Raw genomic sequence first — 17,343 nt, 5'->3', positions numbered from 1 at the left:
GGAAGGGAACGGGGAAGGATCAGAGGTAGATGCGCGTCAGCTCGCTCGGCAGCTCGAGCACGACCTCGTCGCCGGGCTGCGGCGGCTGGCCGCCCAGCGGCAGCTTGACGACGGCCTCGGGCTGGCCGGTGCCCGGCTCGCACAGCGCGCGCAAGTGGTCGCCGAAGTAGATGAGGTCGATGACGCGCGCCTGCAGCCGGTTGGGGTGGCCGGCGGCCGCCAAGTCGCGGTGCAGCACGATGCGTTCGGGGCGGATGCTGGCCTGCACGCTGTCGCCGACCACGGCGCCGTTGACGTTCAGGCCGGTGACGACGCGGCCGTCGGCCAGCACGATGCCGCAGCGGCCGCCTTCGGTGGCACGCACCGTGCCCTTGAAGTCGGTGCTGTCGCCGATGAAACCGGCGACGAAGCGGTTGACCGGCGTCTCGTACATCTCGGTCACCGGCGCGAGCTGCTGGATGTCGCCGTCGTTGAAGACCGCGACGCGGTCGCTCATCGTCAGCGCCTCGCCCTGGTCGTGGGTGACGTAGACGAAGCTCACGCCGAGCTGGCGGTGCAGTTCCTTCAGCTCGATCTGCATGTGCTCGCGCAGCTGCTTGTCCAGCGCGCCCAGCGGCTCGTCCATCAGCACCAGCTGCGGGTTGAACACGAGCGCGCGCGCCAGCGCCACACGCTGCTGCTGGCCGCCCGAGAGCTGGCCGGGGTAGCGCCCGGCCATGCCGCCCAGGCGCACCATGTCCAGCGCCTGCGCGACGCGTTTGGCGCGTTCGGCCGACGGCACCCTGCGCACGCTCAGCGGGTAGGCGACGTTGTCGCCCACCGTCATGTGCGGGAACAGCGCGTAGTTCTGGAACACCATGCCGAAGTTGCGCTTGTGCGGCGGCGTGCGCGTGATCGGCTTGCCGTCGAGCTGGATCTCGCCGGCGGTCGGCGACTCGAAGCCGGCCAGCATCATCAGCGTCGTCGTCTTGCCGCTGCCCGAGGGGCCCAGCAGCGTCAGGAACTCGCCGCGGCGGATGTCCAGGTCCAGGCCGCGCACCACGAGGTGCACGCCGTCGTAGGTCTTCTGCACCCCGGCGAAGCGCACCAGCGGGGTGCTCTGCGCCGGTCGGGTGGCGGAGCCGCTCGGGAAGTGGGCCACGGTGGCGGTCGACATCGTGGGTCCGGGCTCAGCGCAGCGCGGCGAAGCTGTCGGCGATGATCGCCAGGCCTTCGTCGAGCAGCGCGTCGCTGGCCGTCAGCGGCACCAGGATGCGCACGACGTTGCCGTAGCTGCCGCAGGACAGCAGGATCAGCCCGCGCGCCGCGGCCTCGGCGACGACGCGGCGCGTCAGGTCGGCGGCCGGGCGATGCGGGTCGCCGCCTTCGAAGAGCTCGATCGCGACCATCGCGCCCAGGCCGCGCACGTCGCCGATCGCCGGCTCCCCGGCGGCGATCTCCTTCAGGCCCTTGACCAGGCGCTGGCCCATCGTGCGCGAGCGCTCCAGCAGCTTCTGGTCCTCGAAAGCCTTCAGTACCGCCAGCGCCGCGGCGCAGGCGATCGGCGAGCCGGCGTAGGTGCCGCCCAGACCGCCGGGGCCGGGCGCGTCCATCACGTCGGCGCGGCCGGTGACGGCCGACAGCGGGAAACCGCCGGCCAGCGACTTGGCGGTGGTGATCAGGTCCGGCGCCACCGGCCACTGCTCGCAGGCGTACCAGGTGCCGGTGCGGCCGGCGCCGGTCTGCACCTCGTCGGCGATCAGCAGGATGCCGTGTTCGTCGGCGATCGCCTTCAGCCCGGCGATGAATTCCGGCGGCGCGACGTAGAAGCCGCCTTCGCCCTGCACCGGCTCGACGATGAACGCGGCGACACGGTCGGGTTCGATGTCGTTCTTCAGGATCGTGCGCACCGAGGCCAGCGCGTCCTCGACGCTGACGCCGTGCAGCGGGTTCGGGAACGCGGCGTGGAAGACCTCGGCCGGGAACGGGCCGAAACCGCTCTTGTACGGCGCGACCTTGCCGGTCAGGCCCAGCGTCATCAGCGTGCGGCCATGGTAGCCGCCGGTGAAGGCGATGATGCCGCCGCGCCTGGTGTACGAACGCGCGATCTTCACCGCGTTCTCCACCGCCTCGGCGCCGGTGGTCAGGAACAGCGTCTTCTTCGGCGCCTGGCCCGGGGCCAGCGCGTTCAGGCGCTCGGCCAGTTCGACATAGGGCTCGTAGGCGACGACCTGGAAGCAGGTGTGGGTGTAGAGCTCGAGCTGCTCGCGCACCGCGTCGATCACCGCCGGGTGGCAGTGGCCGGTGTTGAGCACCGCGATGCCGCCGGCGAAGTCGATGTAGCGCCGCCCTTCGACGTCCCAGATCTCGGCGTTGGCGCCGCGGGCGATGAACACCGGGTGCGCCTGCCCGACGCCACGCGGCACGGCGGCCTGGCGGCGGGCCATCAGAGCGGTGTTGGTGGTCGGGGTTTCGCGTGACATGGCAGGCCTCTCGGGGTGTGGACTGCTGCCAATTTAGGTGGCAAGTCGCCGCGATACCATGTACATACCCGCGCCGCATTCCGGCGGACTGTGCAGGCCGCCCGTCCTGTACAGGGATTCCCCGATACGGTGCGCCGCTGCCCCATGTTCGCGATCCAACCCGAGTCGTCCACGCCGCTGGTCACGCAGATCGTCGAGGGCTTCCGTCGCCTGATCGCCGAGCAGGTGCTCAAACCCGGCGCCAAGCTGCCGTCGATCCGCGCCTTCGCGGCGATGCACTCGGTCAGCGTCTTCACCGTCGTCGAGGCCTACGACCGGCTCGTGGCCCAGGGCTGGCTGGTGTCGCGCTCCAACGAAGGCTTCTTCGTCAAGCGCCGTGCCGACGCCGCGCCGCTGGAAGGGCCGAGCACCGACCTCAGCTTCGACCACCGCTGGTACCTGCAGCAGATCTTCGAGAGCCGCACCCTGGTGGTGAAAGCCGGCTGCGGCTGGCTGCCCAACGACTGGCTGTTCGAGGACGGCGTGCGCCGCAGCCTGCGCCAGCTGGCCAGCGACGGCGCCGAACTCGGCGGCTACGGCCTTCCGCACGGCCATCTGGCGCTGCGCGTGATGCTGGCCGAGACCATGGCCGAGCGCCAGATCGTCGCCGGCGCGCAGAACGTGCTGCTGACCCAGGGCTCCAGCCAGGCGCTGGACCTGGCCGCGCGCCACCTGCTGAAGCCCGGCGACGCCGCGCTGGTCGACGACCCCGGCTACCCGAACCTGATGTACATGCTGCGCATCCTCGGGGTGCGCCTGGTGCCGGTGCCGCGCACGCCCGGCGGCTACGACCTGCCGGCGCTGGAGGCGGCGATCGCCGCGCACGCGCCGAAGGCCTTCTTCACCCAGCCGCGGCTGCAGAGCCCGACGAACTCGATCGCGCCGCTGGCCCAGTTGCACCGCGTGCTGCAGCTGGCCGAGGCCCACGGGCTGACGATCGTCGAGAACGACATCTACGCCGACCTCGACCCCGAGCCGCGGCCCTCGCTGGCCAGCCTCGACCAGCTGCGCCGCGTGATCCACGTCGGCAGCTACTCGAAGACGATCTCGCCGAACATCCGCGTCGGCTTCCTGCTCGGCGGCGAGGACCTGCTGCGCGACCTGGCCGGGCTGAAGATGATCGCCGGGCTCACCAGCTCCGACCTCACCGAGCGCCTGGCTTTCGGCGCGCTGGTCGAAGGCCGCTGGCGCAAGCACCTGAAGTCGCTGCGCGACCGGCTGGCGGCGGCGCACGGCGTCGTCGGCCAGCGCCTGCTGCAGCTGGGCTTCGAGCTCTTCAGCGAACCCAAGGCCGGGCTCTACCTCTGGGCGCGGCACCCCGACCTGCTCGACGGCGCCGAGCTGTCGCGTGCCGCGGCGGCGCACGGCATCATGCTCGGCCCGGGCGAGCTGTTCCTCGTCGACCGCCGGCCCACCGGCTGGATGCGCTTCAACGTCGCCTTCAGCAACGACGAGCGGCTGTGGCGCTTCCTCGGCGAGCAGATCGACGCCCGCCTGCGCTCGGCGGCGGGCGACTGAGGCCGCTCAGTCCAGCGTGTACTCGAAGGTGCTGACGACGCGCAGCCGCTTGACGCGTGCGCTGCCGTCGTCGAAGCCTTCGCCGCCGGCCGCGCCGATCTGGATCACGCCCTGGTTGGCGTTGCGCAGCCGGCCCAGCGTCGCGCCGGCTTCGGCGGCGAACTTCTCGGCCTGATCGCGCGCGTTGCGCGTGGCTTCGGCCAGCAGCGGCGCCTTGGCCTCGTTGAAGCCGCGCAGCTGGTAGTGCGGGCCGGCGGGGCCGTTGCCGCCGCCGAGCTGCACGCCGGCCTGGATCAGCGGGTCGACGGCCAGCGCCGCGGCCTCCACGGACTTCGGCCGCGCCGACTTCACCAGCACCTGGCCGGTGCCCTGGAAACGCAGCGGCTGGTTGTTGCCGCCGTATTCGCGCGCCCACAGGTCCTGCACCTGCAGCGGGCGGACCTCGATCTCGGCTTCGGTGAAGCCCTGGGCCTTGAGGAAGGCGACGACGCGGTCGCGGTCCTCGGCGAGCTGGCGCTGCACCGCGCCGAAGTCGGCGCCGCCGCGGCGGAACCCCAGCGGCCAGGCCGCGTAATCGGCCTCGACGTCCTTCTCGGCCAGCCCCTTGACCGTCACCGAACGGTCGGCGGCGCGGAAGCGCTCCAGCCCCTTGCCGACGCCGTAACCCCCCGCGGCCAGCCCCGCCGCCACGACGAGCGCGGCCACCAGCCCCACGGAACGCGTGTTGTCTGCCATCACGGACCTCCTTGGAGCCCATTCTGGACGAAGCCCCAACCTTAGAATCCGCGGTATGAAAGCCTCCGAGATCCGCTCCACGTTCCTGAAGTTCTTCGAATCGAAGGGACACACGATCGTTCCGAGCTCGCCGGTCGTGCCGGGCGACGACCCGACGCTGCTGTTCACCAACGCCGGGATGAACCAGTTCAAGGACGTGTTCCTCGGCTTCGACAAGCGGCCGTACACGCGTGCGACGACCAGCCAGAAGTGCATCCGCGCCGGCGGCAAGCACAACGACCTGGAGAACGTCGGCTACACCGCGCGCCACCACACCTTCTTCGAGATGCTGGGCAACTTCAGCTTCGGCGACTACTTCAAGAAGGACGCGATCAGCTTCGCCTGGGAACTGCTGACCGAGCACTTCAAGCTCCCGAAGGACAAGCTCTGGGCGACGGTCTACGCCGAGGACGACGAGGCCTACGACATCTGGGCGAACGTCATCGGCCTGCCGGCCGAGCGCATCGTGCGCATCGGCGACAACAAGGGCGCGCGCTACGCCAGCGACAACTTCTGGATGATGGGCGACACCGGCCCCTGCGGCCCGTGCTCGGAGATCTTCTACGACCACGGCCCGGACGTCGCCGGCGGCCCTCCGGGCAGCCCCGAGCAGGACGGCGACCGCTACATCGAGATCTGGAACAACGTCTTCATGCAGTTCAACCGCACCGAAGACGGCGTGATGCACCGGCTGCCCAAGCCCAGCGTCGACACCGGCATGGGTCTCGAGCGCCTGGCCGCGGTGCTGCAGCACGTGCACAGCAACTACGAGATCGACCTGTTCGTGAACCTGCTGGCGGCGGCCAAGTCGGCCGTCGAGGCCGCCGGCGGCAGCGAGGTCGACGCCGAGAGTCCCAGCCTGAAGGTCATCGCCGACCACATCCGCGCCTGCGCCTTCACGGTGGCCGACGGCATCATCCCCGGCAACGAAGGCCGCGGCTACGTGCTGCGCCGCATCGCCCGCCGCGCGATCCGCCACGGCTACAAGCTCGGCGCGCGCAAGCCCTTCTTCCACACGCTGGTCGAGGCGCTGGCCACCGAGATGGGCGAGGCCTACCCCGAGCTGCGCCGCGACAAGCTGCGCATCACCGAAGTGCTGAAGGCCGAGGAAGAGCGTTTCTTCCAGACCATCGCCCACGGCATGGAGATCCTCGAAGGCGCGCTGGCCAGCGGCGCCACCGTCATCGACGGCGAGACCGCCTTCAAGCTGCACGACACCTTCGGTTTCCCGCTGGACCTGACGGCCGACGTCTGCCGCGAGCGTGGCGTCAGCGTCGACGCCGCCGGCTTCGACGCCGCGATGCAGCGCCAGCGCGAGCAGGCGCGCAGCAAGGCCAAGTTCAAGATGGCCCAGGGCCTGGCCTACGACGGCGAGGCCACCACCTTCCACGGCTACGAGCACCTGGTCTGCGAACACGCCAAGGTCACCGCGATCTACGTCGACGGCACGCCGGTGACGAAGGCCAAGGCCGGCGACGACGTCGTCGTCGTGCTCGACCACACGCCGTTCTACGCCGAGAGCGGCGGCCAGGTCGGCGACCGCGGCGAGCTGCGCAACGGCCGCGCCCGCCTGGTCGTCGAGGACACGGTGAAGATCCAGGCCCAGGTGCACGGCCACCAGGCGCGCATCGTCGAAGGCGAGATCGAGATCGGCGACGAGCTGGTCGCGCGTGTCGACGCCGAGCTGCGCGCCAAGACCATCCGCAACCACAGCGCCACCCACCTGATGCACAAGGCCCTGCGCGAGGTGCTGGGCGGCCATGTCCAGCAGAAGGGCTCGCTGGTGACGCCGGAGCGCACGCGCTTCGACTTCGCCCACAACGCGCCGGTGACCGAGGCCCAGATCGCCGAGGTCGAGGCGCTGGTCAACGCCGAGATCCTGCAGAACCACGCGACGGCCGCGCGCACGATGGCCATCGACGAGGCGCAGAAGCTCGGCGCGATGATGCTGTTCGGCGAGAAGTACGGCGAGACCGTGCGCGTGCTCGAAATCGGCGGCAGCCGCGAGCTCTGCGGCGGCACGCACGTGCAGCGCACCGGCGACATCGGCCTGTTCAAGATCGTCGCCGAAGGCGGCGTCGCCGCCGGCATCCGCCGTGTCGAGGCCGTCACCGGCGACAACGCGCTGGCCTATCTGCAGCAGCTCGAAGGCTCGCTGGGCGGCGTCGCCGCGACGCTGAAGGTGACGCCGGCCGAGGTGCCGGCGCGTGTAGACGCGGTGCTCGAGCAGCTGCGTGCGCTGGAGAAGGAGATCACCGCGCTGAAGGGCCGGCTGGCCTCGGCCCAGGGCGACGAGCTGCTGGCCAGCGCCGTCGACGTCAAGGGCATCAAGGTGCTGGCGGCGACGCTGGCCGGTGCCGACGCCAAGGCGCTGCGCGAGACGATGGACAAGCTCAAGGACAAGTTGAAGAGCGCGGCCATCGTGCTGGCCGCCGTCGACGGCGCCAAGGTGCAGCTCGCCGCGGGCGTCACCGCCGACCTCGTGGCCGGCGGCAAGCTCAAGGCCGGCGAGCTGGTCAACTTCGTCGCCGGCCAGGTCGGCGGCAAGGGCGGCGGCAAGCCCGACCTGGCGATGGCCGGCGGCACCGACGCCGCCGCGCTGCCCCAGGCGCTGGCCTCGGTGGCCGGCTGGGTCGGCGAGCGCGCCTGAGGCGCCGGGCAGCGCGAGGTGGCGATGGACGCTTCCCCGACGCTGCTGCTGCGCCGGGCGACCGTGCACGACGCGGCCGCCTACGCGCGCATCCTGGCCGATCCGCAGGTCCTGCCCGGGACGCTGCAGGTGCCGTATCCGAGCGAGGACCTGTGGCGCAACCGCCTCGCCGACAGCCTCGCGCCGGGCAAGCCCGACCTGCTGCTGGTGGCCGAACGCGACGGCGTCGTCGTCGGCACGGCCGGCCTGCATCCGCAGCCGCAGCTGCGCCGCCGCCACGTCGCGATGCTCGGCATCTCGGTGGCGTCCGAGGCCCAGGGGCAGGGCGTCGGCCGCGCGCTGATGGCCGCGCTGTGCGACTGGGCCGACCGCTGGGCGCAGCTGCTGCGCATCGAGCTCACGGTCTTCGTCGACAACGAACGCGCGATCGCGCTGTACCGTCGCTTCGGCTTCGAGGTCGAAGGGCGGCTGCGCGCCTACGGCCTGCGCGACGGCCAGTACGTGGACGTGCTGGCGATGGCCCGCTTTCACCCGAACCCGCCGCGGCTGCCGCCGGCCGCCGGCTGAACACGCCGGCCGCGGCCGGCAGCACACGATGAAACCCGCACGCCAGAACACCGAGGCCGAGATCGAGGCCTTCAGCACCGTCTGCCAGCGCCTGGGCGGCTTCGACGGCCGCCTGTCCGCCGAATGGTGCGACGGCTTCCTCGCGGCGCTTGCCGCCGGCCCGAAGCCGCTGCCGATCGCGCAGTGGCTGCCGGCGATGGCCGGCGAGGCCTACGAACGCGCTTTCGCCGACCCCGAGGACCAAGCCGCCGCCGAGCAGGCGCTCGCCACGCGCGCCGCGGCGCTGGCGGTGCAGCTCGACGCCGAGTCCATCGACGAGGACCCCGACGCGCTGCGCCTGGCGCCGCTGATGTACGTCTGGGACGAAGCCGGCCGCCAGGAAGCCGTCGAGGTCGACGGCCTGAAGCCCGAGGAGGCCGCGGGCCTCGTGACCGGCGCCGAATGGGCCGACGGTTTCTTCGCCGCGCTGCAAGCCTTCAGCGCCGACTGGCGCGCCGACGCCGGCGAAGACTCGATGGCCGCGTTCGAGGAGCTGCTGGCCCAGGTGCACGCGCTGCGCCTGGCCGAAGGCAGCGAGGAGCTGATCGAACACATCCAGGCCGTCTACGGCGACGAAGGCGCCGACCGCGACCGCCTGATCGACGAAGCCTGCTATGCCGTGCAGGACCTGCGCATGTGGTGGGTGGACCATGCGCCCAAGCCCGAGACCCGGCGCGTCGAGAAGACGCCCGGCCGCAACGACCCTTGCCCCTGCGGCAGCGGCCTGAAATACAAGAAATGCCATGGTGCGGCGGCCTGAAGCCGGCTCGCGCTTACAGTCCCGCCCCATGTCCGATCGCCAAGACCTCCTCGGCCGCCACGTCCTGCTCGGCCTGACCGGCGGTGTCGCCTGCTACAAGGCCGCCGAACTGACGCGCGAGCTGGTGCGCGCCGGCGCCACCGTGCAGGTGGTGATGACCGAGGCCGCGCTGCAGTTCATCACCCCGGTGACGATGCAGGCGCTGTCGGGCCGCCCGGTGTTCACCAGCCAGTGGGACGCGCGCCCGGCCAACTCGATGGCCCACATCGAGCTCTCGCGCGAGGCCGACGCGATCGTCGTCGCGCCGGCGAGCGCCGACTTCATCGCCCAGCTCGCCCAGGGCCGCGCCGGCGAGCTGCTGGCGCTGGCCTGCCTGGCGCGGCCGGCCGAACGTGTGCCGCTGTTCGTCGCCCCGGCGATGAACCGCGAGATGTGGGCCCATCCGGCGACGCAGCGCAACGTCGCCCAGGTGGCTGCCGACGGCGCCACGGTGCTCGGGCCCGCCAGCGGCTCCCAGGCCTGCGGCGAGACCGGCGACGGCCGCATGCTCGAGGCCGTCGAGCTGCGCGACGCGCTCGTCGCGCACTTCCAGCCCAAGGTGCTGGCCGGCCGGCGCGTGCTGATCACTGCCGGGCCGACCTTCGAGGCCATCGACCCGGTGCGCGGCATCACCAACCATTCGAGCGGCAAGATGGGTTTTGCCGTCGCGCGTGCGGCCGCCGAGGCCGGCGCCGAGGTGACGCTGGTCGCCGGCCCGGTGCACCTGCCGACGCCGCTGGGCGTGCGCCGCATCGACGTCTGCAGCGCCCAGCAGATGCACGACGCGGTGCTGCCCCAGGCGCCGACGCACGACGTCTTCGTCGCCACCGCGGCGGTGGCCGACTGGCGGCCCTCGCAGTTCAACGAGCAAAAGATCAAGAAGGACGGCAAGAAGGTCGCGCCGACCTTCGAGCTGGCCGAGAACCCCGACATCCTGGCTGCCGTCGCGCGCCTGCCTGCGCAGACGCGGCCGTGGTGCGTCGGCTTCGCCGCCGAGAGCCACGACCTCGTGCGCCACGCACGCGAGAAGCTGCAGCGCAAGGGCGTGCCGCTGATCGTCGGCAACCTGGGGCCCGCGACCTTCGGCCGCGACGACAACACGCTGCTGCTCGTCGACGCCGCCGGCGAACGCGAGCTGCCCCACGGCGACAAGCTGAGCCTGGCGCGCGATCTCGTGCGCGAGATCGCCTCCCGCATCACCCGATTCCCGACCTGATGACGACGATCGACCTGAAGGTGCTGGACCCGCGCATGGCGGACCAGCTGCCCCGCTACGCGACGCCCGGCAGCGCCGGCCTGGACCTGCGCGCCTGCCTGGACGCGCCGCTGGAGCTGGCGCCCGGCGCCAGCGCGCTGGTGTCCACCGGCATCGCCATCCACGTCGCCGACCCGTCGCTGGCGGCGGTGATCCTGCCGCGCTCGGGCCTGGGCCACAAACACGGCATCGTGCTCGGCAACCTCGTCGGCCTGATCGACAGCGACTACCAGGGCCCGCTGATGGTCAGCGTCTGGAACCGCGGCAGCGCGGCCTACACGCTGCAGCCCTTCGAGCGCATCGCCCAGCTCGTCGTCGTGCCGGTGGTGCAGGCGACTTTCCGCGTCGTCGAGGACTTCGACGCGTCGGAGCGCGGCGCGGGCGGCTTCGGCTCGACCGGCACACGCTGAAACGCCGACGGCGGCCCGCAGGCCGCCGTCTTCGAAGCGCCGGGCTCCAGCCCGTCAGTGCAGCGGCTGCTCCGGTGCCGCCGCGTCCAGCACCGTGAAGGCGTTGTTGCCGACGCTGCTGGCCTCGATCTCCTCTTCGCTCGCTTCGCGCACCGTGCGCACGCGGATCGTCAGCCGCAGCGCCATGCCGGCCAGCGGATGGTTGCCGTCGAGCACGACGTGCGACGGGTAGATCTCGGTGACGACGTAGATCGTGTCGGCCGGCATGTCCGGCGTCGCCGCGCCCGGCGGCAGGCCTTCGAAGGCCATGCCGGGCTCCAGGCCCTCGGGGAAGAGCTTGCGGTCCTCGAAGCAGACGAGTTCGCTCTTGTAGTCGCCGAAAGCCTGTTCGGGCTCGAGCTGCACGCGCACCTCGTCGCCTTCGACGTGGCCGGCCAGCGCTTCCTCGACCGGGGCGAGCAGGTCGTCACCACCGTAGAAGAACTCGACCGGTTCCTTCAGTTCGTCGATGGCGTGGTTCTGTGCGTCGGTCAGCAGCCAGGTGAGGCTCACGACGCAGGGAGCTGCGATGTTCATCGGGCGATGATCGCACAGCGCCCGCGAGACAATGGGGCATGGATCTCAACGCACCGACCGCCCTGCTGGGCGGGCTCTCGCCGCAGGCCTTCATGCGGCGCCACTGGCAGAAGAAGCCCTTGCTCGTGCGCCAGGCGCTGCCGGGCGTGACGCCGCCGCTGGCGCGCGCCGCGCTGTTCGACCTGGCCGGCAGCGAAGACGTCGAGTCGCGCCTGGTGCAGCGTGACGGCAGCCGCTGGTCGCTGCGCCAGGGGCCGTTCGCGCGCCGCACGCTGCCGCCGGCCTCGCGCCCCGGCTGGACGCTGCTGGTGCAGGGCCTGGACCTGCACGTTCCCGCCGCGCACGAGCTGCTGCGCCGCTTTGCCTTCATCCCCGAGGCGCGGCTGGACGACCTGATGCTGTCCTGGGCCAGCGACGGCGGCGGCGTCGGCCCGCACCTCGATTCCTACGATGTGTTCCTGATCCAGGTGCACGGCCGTCGCCGCTGGCGCATCGGCCCGGTGGCTGACGAGACGCTGGTGCCCGACATGCCGGTGCGGCTGCTGCAGAACTTCGAGCCGGCCGAGGAATGGGTGCTCGAGCCCGGCGACATGCTCTACCTGCCGCCGCGCTGGGGCCACGACGGCATCGCCGAAGGCGAGTGCATGACGGCGTCGGCGGGGTTCCGCGTGCCGCTGCAGACCGGCCTCGCGCGCGAGCTGCTGCAGCGCCTGGCCGAAGACGACGAACTGGGCGACGGCGCGCTGTATCGCGACCCGCGCCAGCCGGCCACCGCCGCGCCGGGCGAGATCCCGCCGGGCCTGCGCGAGTTCGCCGGCCGCGCCGTCGAGCGCCTGCTGTCGCGCCGCGGCGCGCTCGACCGCGCGCTCGGCGAGATCCTCAGCGAGCCCAAGCCGCGCGTCTGGTTCGAGGGCGAGCACGCCGAGGGCGACGAGGCCCTGGCCGCCGGCGTCGCGCTCGATCCCAAGAGCCGCATGCTCTACGACGAGCGCCACGTCTTCCTCAACGGCGAGTCCTTCGTCGCCGGCGGCCGCGATGCGCGCCTGATGCGCCGCCTGGCCGACACGCGCGCGCTGTCGGCGCGCGACTGCTCCGGCTTGAGCGAAGGCGCACGCGAGACGGTCGCCGGCTGGATCGAGAGCGGCTGGGTGCGCCGCGGCGGGCAATGAACGCCGGCTCGGCCTTGCTCGACTCGCGCGCCGCGTTCCAGGGCGCCGTCCTGGGCGCCTTCGACGCGGCGATCGCGCGCGGCGCGCGCCGCATCGTCTGCGCGGACCCCGACTTCGCCGAATGGCCGCTGGACGACGCCTCGCTGCACGAGCGCCTGCTGCCCTGGCTCAAGCTGCCGCAGCGCCGCCTGCTGCTGCTGGCCGCCGACTGGAGCGTGCTGCCGCGCCGCCATCCGCGTTTCGTCGCCTGGCGCACGCCCTGGGCGCACGCGGTCGAGGGCTGGGCGCCGGCCGAGGGCGACGAGGCCGAGCTGCCGCGTGTCCTGGTCGACGACGGCGACGTCTTCGTGCACCTGCGCGACGCCGAACATTGGCGTGGCCGTGCCGGCCGCGACGCCGTCGAAGCGCAGCGCTGGCGCGACGCGCTCGACGGTCGTCTTGAGCGTGCGCAACCCGCTTTTTTCCTGCGTCCTCTGGGCCTGTAGGGGAATGCACCTATTCGGCGCTATACTTTTGGGCTAGGCATGGGAGAGGCAGGAAAGCCGTCCTTGTCTTCGGGGGTGGTGGGTTTCGAGATCCGGGTCGGGTCACCCCCCATCCCTTGAGGTTCCGTCGACCCACAATTCCCTGAGGACACACGCATGAACAAGTCGATCGTTCTGGCTTCGCTGGTCGCCGCGATGGCGCTGGCCGCCTGCGGCAAGAAGGAAGAAACCCCCCCGCCGCCGCCGCCGGCCGCTGAACCGGCTCCGGCTGCTTCGGAAGCTGCCTCGGCCCCGGCCGAAGCCGCGTCGGAAGCCGCTGCCCCGGCTTCGGAAGCCGCCTCGCAATAATCGCGAGACCGAGCGACTCGAACGCTCACAAGCCGCCTTCGGGCGGCTTTTTCATGCCCGCGCGGCCGACGCGCGGGCAACAAAAAGGCCGCCCGAGGGCGGCCTTTCTTTCGTGCCGGGAGCGGCTCAGTGCAGTTCGGTGGCCAGGATGCTGGCGATGCGGTCGCCGGCTTCGCCGGCCGAGCCGGTGCCGCTGGCCGGCTGCACGGTGACCGTCGTCTTGTCGCCGCTGCCCTTGACCAGCACGCGGTAGCGCTGCGGGCCCTTGGGCGCGTCCTTGCTGCCGAAGAGCTTGGAGAAGAAGCCCGGTTCTTCCTTGCCGATGTCCTTCGGGTCGATGTAGCGCACGAAGTACAGGCCGGCGCTGCGGTCGCGGTCCTCGACGGTGAAGCCGGTGCGGTCGAGCACCAGGCCGACACGGCGCCACGCGCGGTCGAAGCCTTCGGCGATCTCCAGCGTCGCCGGCGTGCCGTCGACGAGGTGGGCGCGCGATTGCGGCACCACCGGGTTGGCGATGGCGGCACGCGCCTGCGTCTCCGGCGTGCCCAGCTTGACCATCAGGCGGGCCAGCATCTCGGCTTCGAGATCGGGGTCGCTGGCGCGCGGGCGCCATTCGGTCGATTCCTTGCGCTCGCCGACGTAGACCTCTTCCAGCCCGCGGTGTGCGATGTAGACCTCGCTGCCGGTGGCGGTGCGCTCGACACGGATGCGGAAGCGGTCGCGTTCGCCGGTGTCGTACAGGTTGCCGAACACCTTGCCGATCGTGCTGCGGATGAAGTCGTGCGGCAGCTTGGCCTGGTTCTCGGCCCAGTCGGTCTCCATGATCCCGGTCTGCGGGTCTTCGCTGGCGACGACGAAGCCGCGCTCCTGCCAGAAGGCCTTGAGCTGCGGCCACAGCTGTTCCGGCGCGATCGGCACGACCAGCCAGCGTTCGTTGCCCAGGCGCTCGATGTGCGTGTCGCCGCGAGCGGTCGGCGCCACGGCCGGCCCGCCCGCCACGGGCGCGCCGATGGCCGAGGGCACGCCGGTCGAGTTGGCGGCGCTGACGACGCCGCCCTGGCTCTGGTAGCGGCTGTCCTTGGAGAGCTGGGTCAGGTCGGGCGGCACGTCCAGCGGCTGCTCGCGCACCTTGGTGCTGCGGTAGTCCACCTTGTCGCCCGAGAGCATGTCGCCGATCGACGAGCAGCCGGCCAGCGCGACGGCAAGGGCGAGCGCGGTGGTCCGGGCTGCGGGAACGACGGGAAAACGATTCACGGTGGCAGTCTCCGGCGCGGCCCGACGGGGCCGCGCGTATCGGGGTGATGGACGGATCAGAGCACGCCGCTGGCGGCGAGCGCGGCGTCGACCGTGGCCTGGCCGGCCTCGGTGACGGGCAGCAGCGGCAGCCGCAGCACGTTGCCGCAGCGGCCGAGCCGGTGCAGCGCCCACTTGGTGGGCGCCGGGTTGGATTCGCAGAACAGCGCGCGGTGCAGTTCCAGCAGCTGCAGGTGGATCGCCGTCGCGCGGCGCGCGTCGCCTTCGACGGCCGCAATGCACATCTCGTGCATCAGCCGGGGCGCGACGTTGGCGGTGACGCTGACGTTGCCCTTGCCGCCCAGCAGCATCAGCGCGACGGCGGTGCCGTCGTCGCCGGAATAGATGGAGAAGCCTTCGGGCGCGTGCTTGATCAGCCAGGCCGCGCGCTCGATGTTGCCGGTGGCTTCCTTGATGCCGAAGATGCCGGGCACCTGGGCCACGCGCAGCGTGGTCTCGGGCAGCATGTCCGCGACCGTGCGGCCGGGCACGTTGTAGAGCATCACCGGCAGGTCGACCGCTTCGGCGATCGCGCGGAAGTGGCGGTAGATGCCTTCCTGCGACGGTTTGTTGTAGTAGGGCACGACCTGCAGCGTGCAGTCGGCGCCGACCTCCTTGGCGAAGCGCGTCAGCTCGATCGCCTCGGCGGTCGAGTTGCCGCCGGCGCCGGCCATGATGGGCACGCGGCCCTGGGCGCGTTCGACCGAGAAGCGGATCACCTCGCAGTGCTCGGGCACCGTGAGCGTCGCCGATTCGCCGGTGGTGCCGACGACGCCGATGCAGTCGGTGCCTTCGGCGATGTGCCAGTCGATGAGCCGGCCCAGGGCGTCGTAGTCGACGCTGCCGTCCGGGTGCATCGGCGTGACGAGCGCGACGATGCTGCCAACAATTGCCTTCATGCGCTTAAGCCGTAGCCGCGGTAAATGCCGGATTTTAGCTGCCAGACGGGCACGCTCCGGCGAGGGCGAGCGCGCCGCTGGGCGGCGCGATGGCGACGATTCGTTGCACGCGCCGCAGCGGCCCGTCGAGCAGGCCGTCTTCATAGGCCAGCACGTGCAGGCCTGCGGTGGCAGACAGCAGTTCGCCGGGCGCCAGCAGGAACTCCGGCCGCGACGGCCGGCCGTAGGCTTCCTGGCCCTGGGCGAAGGTTTCGTAGATCAGCACGCCGCCGTCGGCGAGCGCCGCGCGCAGCGCCGGCCACAGCGGCCGCCAGAGGTAGTTCGTCACCAGCACGGCGTCGAAGCGCCGCCCGGGCAGCGGCCAGGGGCCGGCCTCGAGGTCGGCGACGACGGTCTCGGCGATGGCCGACAGCGGCGCCAGCGCCTGCACGTCGCGGTCGACGCCGGTGACCACGCAACCGCGAGCTGCCAGCCAGCGAATGTGGCGGCCGCTGCCGCAGGCGAGGTCCAGCACGCGGGCCCCGGCGGGCAGCAACTGCGCCCAGCGTTGCAGCCAGTCCGACGGCGGCGCGCTCGCGGGCATCAGAAGCAGGACCAGAGCCGGGTCGCGAAGTCGACCACCGTGTCGGGCTGGCGGTAGGCGAGGAAGACCGCGGCGAGCACGACGATCGCCACCAGCCAGGCGAGCACGCGGCCGAGCTTCATGCCGCCACCGGGCGCGCCTCGCGCGGGATCGCCGTCTCGCGCACCGGCAGGTTGACGATCGCCGCGAACACGCCCAGCGCCACCGCGATCCACCAGACGATCTGGTAGCTGCCGGTCGCGTCGTAGAGCCGGCCGCCCAGCCAGACGCCGAGGAAGGAGCCGACCTGGTGGCTGAGGAAGACGATGCCACCGAGCATCGACATGTAACGCACGCCGAAGATCTGGGCCACGATGGCGTTGGTCGGCGGCACCGTCGACAGCCACAGCACGCCCATCGTCGCGGCGAACAGGTACACGCCCCAGGTCGTGATCGGCGACAGCACGAAGACCGTGATGACGATGGCGCGCAGCAGGTAGATCACCGCCAGGATGTGGCGCTTGGCGAGCTTCTGGCCCAGCACGCCGGCGGCGTAGGTGCCGAAGACGTTGAACAGGCCGATCAGCGCCAGCGCGGTGGTCGCGACCTCGGGGCCCAGGCCCTGGTCCTTCAGGTAGGCCGGCATGTGCACGCCGATGAACACGACCTGGAAGCCGCAGACGAAGTAGCCGGCGGTCAGCAGCAGGAAGCTGCGGTAGCCCAGCGCCTCGCGCAGCGCCGCGCCGACGCTCTGCGCCGGGCCGGTGTGCACGCCGGCGCCGGCCGGCTCCTTCAGGCCGAAGGCCAGCGGCACGATGGCCAGCGCCGCGCAGCCGAGCAGGAACAGCGCGTTCTGCCAGCCGACGCCGCCGATCAGCCAGTTCTCCACCGGCACCATCAGGAACTGACCGAACGAGCCCGCGGCGGCGGCCACACCCATCGCCCAGGAGCGCTTCTCGGGCGCGACGTTGCGCGCGATGACGCCGTAGATCACCGCGTAGGTCGTGCCCGACTGCGCGATGCCGATCAGCAGCCCGGCGCCGCCGGTGAAAGCCAGCCCCGAGGTCGCCAGCGCCATCGACACGAGGCCCAGCGCGTAGAGCACCGCGCCGACGATCAGCACGCGGAAGGCGCCCCAGCGGTCGGCCAGCATGCCGGCCACCGGCCCGGCCAGGCCCCAGGCCAGGTTCTGCACCGCCAGCGCGAAGGCGAAGGTCTCGCGGGTCCAGCCGCGGTCCATCGTGATCGGCTGCAGCCACAGGCCGAAGCCGTGGCGGATGCCCATGCTGAGGGTGACGATGGCGGCGCCGCAGAGCAGCACCTGCGTCATCGACAGGCGCGGGGCGGTCGTGGCGGTGGTCATGGGGGCGCAATGTATCCAAAGCGCCCCGGGCATGTCGGCGTCGCGGTCGGCGCGGCGGGGAGCGTGCTCCGCCGTGGTTCCTTCGTGCACTTCGGCGGTTCAGTTGTAGGCGATTCGGTGCATCGTGCTTTGAAT

General features: G+C 71.6%; 18 protein-coding genes. 9 read left to right on the top strand and 9 right to left on the bottom strand.

The genetic code is table 11. The features are described 5' to 3' along the window. Positions 1-19 precede the first annotated feature (19 nt). Together RGE_RS17035 and gabT are read right to left on the bottom strand one after the other, a co-directional pair. Complete coding sequence (locus tag RGE_RS17035; protein WP_014429692.1) at positions 20-1,156, bottom strand: ABC transporter ATP-binding protein; 1,137 nt, start codon at positions 1,154-1,156, stop codon at positions 20-22. Between the two features lie 13 nt (positions 1,157-1,169). Further along, positions 1,170-2,462, bottom strand: a complete 1,293-nt coding sequence (gene gabT / locus RGE_RS17030; protein WP_014429691.1) for a 4-aminobutyrate--2-oxoglutarate transaminase — start codon at positions 2,460-2,462, stop codon at positions 1,170-1,172. 144 nt (positions 2,463-2,606) lie between these two features. Here gabT and RGE_RS17025 point away from each other — a divergent pair, with 144 nt between their 5' ends. Then, the gene (locus RGE_RS17025; RefSeq protein WP_014429690.1) at positions 2,607-4,019 is read left to right on the top strand and encodes an aminotransferase-like domain-containing protein; all 1,413 of its coding nucleotides are present in this window, start codon (positions 2,607-2,609) and stop codon (positions 4,017-4,019) included. A gap of 6 nt (positions 4,020-4,025) precedes the next feature. Here RGE_RS17025 and RGE_RS17020 read toward each other — a convergent pair whose 3' ends face one another. Beyond that, positions 4,026-4,754, bottom strand: a complete 729-nt coding sequence (locus RGE_RS17020; RefSeq protein WP_014429689.1) for an SIMPL domain-containing protein — start codon at positions 4,752-4,754, stop codon at positions 4,026-4,028. Between the two features lie 55 nt (positions 4,755-4,809). Here RGE_RS17020 and alaS point away from each other — a divergent pair, with 55 nt between their 5' ends. Genes alaS through dut form a run of 5 tightly spaced genes read left to right on the top strand, consistent with a single transcriptional unit; the run spans position 4,810 to position 10,513 of the window. Beyond that, a complete protein-coding gene (gene alaS, locus RGE_RS17015; RefSeq protein WP_014429688.1) occupies positions 4,810-7,443 on the top strand; it encodes an alanine--tRNA ligase in 2,634 nt (877 codons plus the stop codon). 24 nt (positions 7,444-7,467) lie between these two features. After that, positions 7,468-8,010 carry a GNAT family N-acetyltransferase gene (locus RGE_RS17010; protein WP_014429687.1) on the top strand — a complete coding sequence of 181 codons (543 nt, stop codon included), beginning with the start codon at positions 7,468-7,470 and terminating at the stop codon, positions 8,008-8,010. 28 nt (positions 8,011-8,038) lie between these two features. Further along, entirely contained in the window at positions 8,039-8,809 is a 771-nt protein-coding gene (locus RGE_RS17005; protein WP_014429686.1) for a UPF0149 family protein, read from the top strand. Positions 8,810-8,837: 28 nt separating this feature from the next. Then, positions 8,838-10,064, top strand: coding sequence for a bifunctional phosphopantothenoylcysteine decarboxylase/phosphopantothenate--cysteine ligase CoaBC (coaBC, locus tag RGE_RS17000; protein ID WP_014429685.1), 1,227 nt, complete (start codon positions 8,838-8,840; stop codon positions 10,062-10,064). Then, a complete protein-coding gene (gene dut / locus RGE_RS16995; protein ID WP_014429684.1) occupies positions 10,064-10,513 on the top strand; it encodes a dUTP diphosphatase in 450 nt (149 codons plus the stop codon). The genes coaBC and dut overlap by 1 nt, the downstream gene beginning before the upstream one ends. A gap of 54 nt (positions 10,514-10,567) precedes the next feature. Here the strand turns inward: dut and RGE_RS16990 are convergent, their stop codons facing one another. Beyond that, on the bottom strand, positions 10,568-11,089 hold the full coding sequence (locus RGE_RS16990; RefSeq protein ID WP_014429683.1) for an FKBP-type peptidyl-prolyl cis-trans isomerase: 522 nt from the start codon (positions 11,087-11,089) through the stop codon (positions 10,568-10,570). 38 nt (positions 11,090-11,127) lie between these two features. Here RGE_RS16990 and RGE_RS16985 point away from each other — a divergent pair, with 38 nt between their 5' ends. The 3 genes from RGE_RS16985 (at position 11,128) to RGE_RS16975 (ending at position 13,091) form a co-directional block, all read left to right on the top strand. Continuing rightward, a complete protein-coding gene (locus RGE_RS16985) occupies positions 11,128-12,258 on the top strand; it encodes a JmjC domain-containing protein (RefSeq protein ID WP_014429682.1) in 1,131 nt (376 codons plus the stop codon). After that, a complete protein-coding gene (locus RGE_RS16980; protein WP_014429681.1) occupies positions 12,255-12,743 on the top strand; it encodes a hypothetical protein in 489 nt (162 codons plus the stop codon). Before RGE_RS16985 ends, RGE_RS16980 begins: the two co-directional genes overlap by 4 nt. Before the next feature lie 156 nt (positions 12,744-12,899). After that, complete coding sequence (locus tag RGE_RS16975) at positions 12,900-13,091, top strand: hypothetical protein (RefSeq protein WP_014429680.1); 192 nt, start codon at positions 12,900-12,902, stop codon at positions 13,089-13,091. 126 nt (positions 13,092-13,217) lie between these two features. Here the strand turns inward: RGE_RS16975 and bamC are convergent, their stop codons facing one another. Genes bamC through RGE_RS16955 form a run of 5 tightly spaced genes read right to left on the bottom strand, consistent with a single transcriptional unit; the run spans position 13,218 to position 17,208 of the window. Beyond that, positions 13,218-14,345: an outer membrane protein assembly factor BamC gene (gene bamC, locus RGE_RS16970; protein WP_014429679.1), complete on the bottom strand. Its 1,128-nt coding sequence runs from the start codon at positions 14,343-14,345 to the stop codon at positions 13,218-13,220. A 56-nt stretch (positions 14,346-14,401) separates the two neighbouring features. Beyond that, a complete protein-coding gene (dapA, locus tag RGE_RS16965; protein ID WP_014429678.1) occupies positions 14,402-15,283 on the bottom strand; it encodes a 4-hydroxy-tetrahydrodipicolinate synthase in 882 nt (293 codons plus the stop codon). 34 nt (positions 15,284-15,317) lie between these two features. Continuing rightward, complete coding sequence (locus RGE_RS16960) at positions 15,318-15,866, bottom strand: class I SAM-dependent methyltransferase (protein ID WP_014429677.1); 549 nt, start codon at positions 15,864-15,866, stop codon at positions 15,318-15,320. Further along, positions 15,866-15,988, bottom strand: a complete 123-nt coding sequence (locus RGE_RS24855; protein WP_014429676.1) for a hypothetical protein — start codon at positions 15,986-15,988, stop codon at positions 15,866-15,868. Before RGE_RS24855 ends, RGE_RS16960 begins: the two co-directional genes overlap by 1 nt. Beyond that, on the bottom strand, positions 15,985-17,208 hold the full coding sequence (locus RGE_RS16955) for an MFS transporter (protein WP_014429675.1): 1,224 nt from the start codon (positions 17,206-17,208) through the stop codon (positions 15,985-15,987). Before RGE_RS16955 ends, RGE_RS24855 begins: the two co-directional genes overlap by 4 nt. Positions 17,209-17,343 lie beyond the last annotated feature (135 nt).

Origin of the sequence: Rubrivivax gelatinosus IL144 (genome assembly GCF_000284255.1) — a bacterium.
GTDB classification, from domain to species: Bacteria; Pseudomonadota; Gammaproteobacteria; order Burkholderiales; family Burkholderiaceae_C; genus Rubrivivax; species Rubrivivax gelatinosus_A.
The sequence above is the reverse complement of the archived record's forward strand: the minus strand, read 5'-3'. Positions and strand labels throughout refer to the sequence as shown.

Excerpts from the sequence above, each read along its gene's own strand:
- alaS (WP_014429688.1), top strand. The coding sequence starts at position 4,810 with ATGAAAGCCTCCGAGATCCGCTCCACGTTCCTGAAGTTCTTCGAATCG.
- dut (WP_014429684.1), top strand. The coding sequence starts at position 10,064 with ATGACGACGATCGACCTGAAGGTGCTGGACCCGCGCATGGCGGACCAG.
- RGE_RS17005 (WP_014429686.1), top strand. The coding sequence starts at position 8,039 with ATGAAACCCGCACGCCAGAACACCGAGGCCGAGATCGAGGCCTTCAGC.
- RGE_RS17025 (WP_014429690.1), top strand. The coding sequence starts at position 2,607 with ATGTTCGCGATCCAACCCGAGTCGTCCACGCCGCTGGTCACGCAGATC.
- RGE_RS16990 (WP_014429683.1), bottom strand. The coding sequence starts at position 11,089 with ATGAACATCGCAGCTCCCTGCGTCGTGAGCCTCACCTGGCTGCTGACC.
- RGE_RS17035 (WP_014429692.1), bottom strand. The coding sequence starts at position 1,156 with ATGTCGACCGCCACCGTGGCCCACTTCCCGAGCGGCTCCGCCACCCGA.
- RGE_RS16980 (WP_014429681.1), top strand. The coding sequence starts at position 12,255 with ATGAACGCCGGCTCGGCCTTGCTCGACTCGCGCGCCGCGTTCCAGGGC.
- RGE_RS17010 (WP_014429687.1), top strand. The coding sequence starts at position 7,468 with ATGGACGCTTCCCCGACGCTGCTGCTGCGCCGGGCGACCGTGCACGAC.
- RGE_RS17020 (WP_014429689.1), bottom strand. The coding sequence starts at position 4,754 with ATGGCAGACAACACGCGTTCCGTGGGGCTGGTGGCCGCGCTCGTCGTG.
- gabT (WP_014429691.1), bottom strand. The coding sequence starts at position 2,462 with ATGTCACGCGAAACCCCGACCACCAACACCGCTCTGATGGCCCGCCGC.
- coaBC (WP_014429685.1), top strand. The coding sequence starts at position 8,838 with ATGTCCGATCGCCAAGACCTCCTCGGCCGCCACGTCCTGCTCGGCCTG.
- RGE_RS24855 (WP_014429676.1), bottom strand. The coding sequence starts at position 15,988 with ATGAAGCTCGGCCGCGTGCTCGCCTGGCTGGTGGCGATCGTCGTGCTC.
- dapA (WP_014429678.1), bottom strand. The coding sequence starts at position 15,283 with ATGAAGGCAATTGTTGGCAGCATCGTCGCGCTCGTCACGCCGATGCAC.
- RGE_RS16960 (WP_014429677.1), bottom strand. The coding sequence starts at position 15,866 with ATGCCCGCGAGCGCGCCGCCGTCGGACTGGCTGCAACGCTGGGCGCAG.
- RGE_RS16955 (WP_014429675.1), bottom strand. The coding sequence starts at position 17,208 with ATGACCACCGCCACGACCGCCCCGCGCCTGTCGATGACGCAGGTGCTG.
- RGE_RS16985 (WP_014429682.1), top strand. The coding sequence starts at position 11,128 with ATGGATCTCAACGCACCGACCGCCCTGCTGGGCGGGCTCTCGCCGCAG.
- RGE_RS16975 (WP_014429680.1), top strand. The coding sequence starts at position 12,900 with ATGAACAAGTCGATCGTTCTGGCTTCGCTGGTCGCCGCGATGGCGCTG.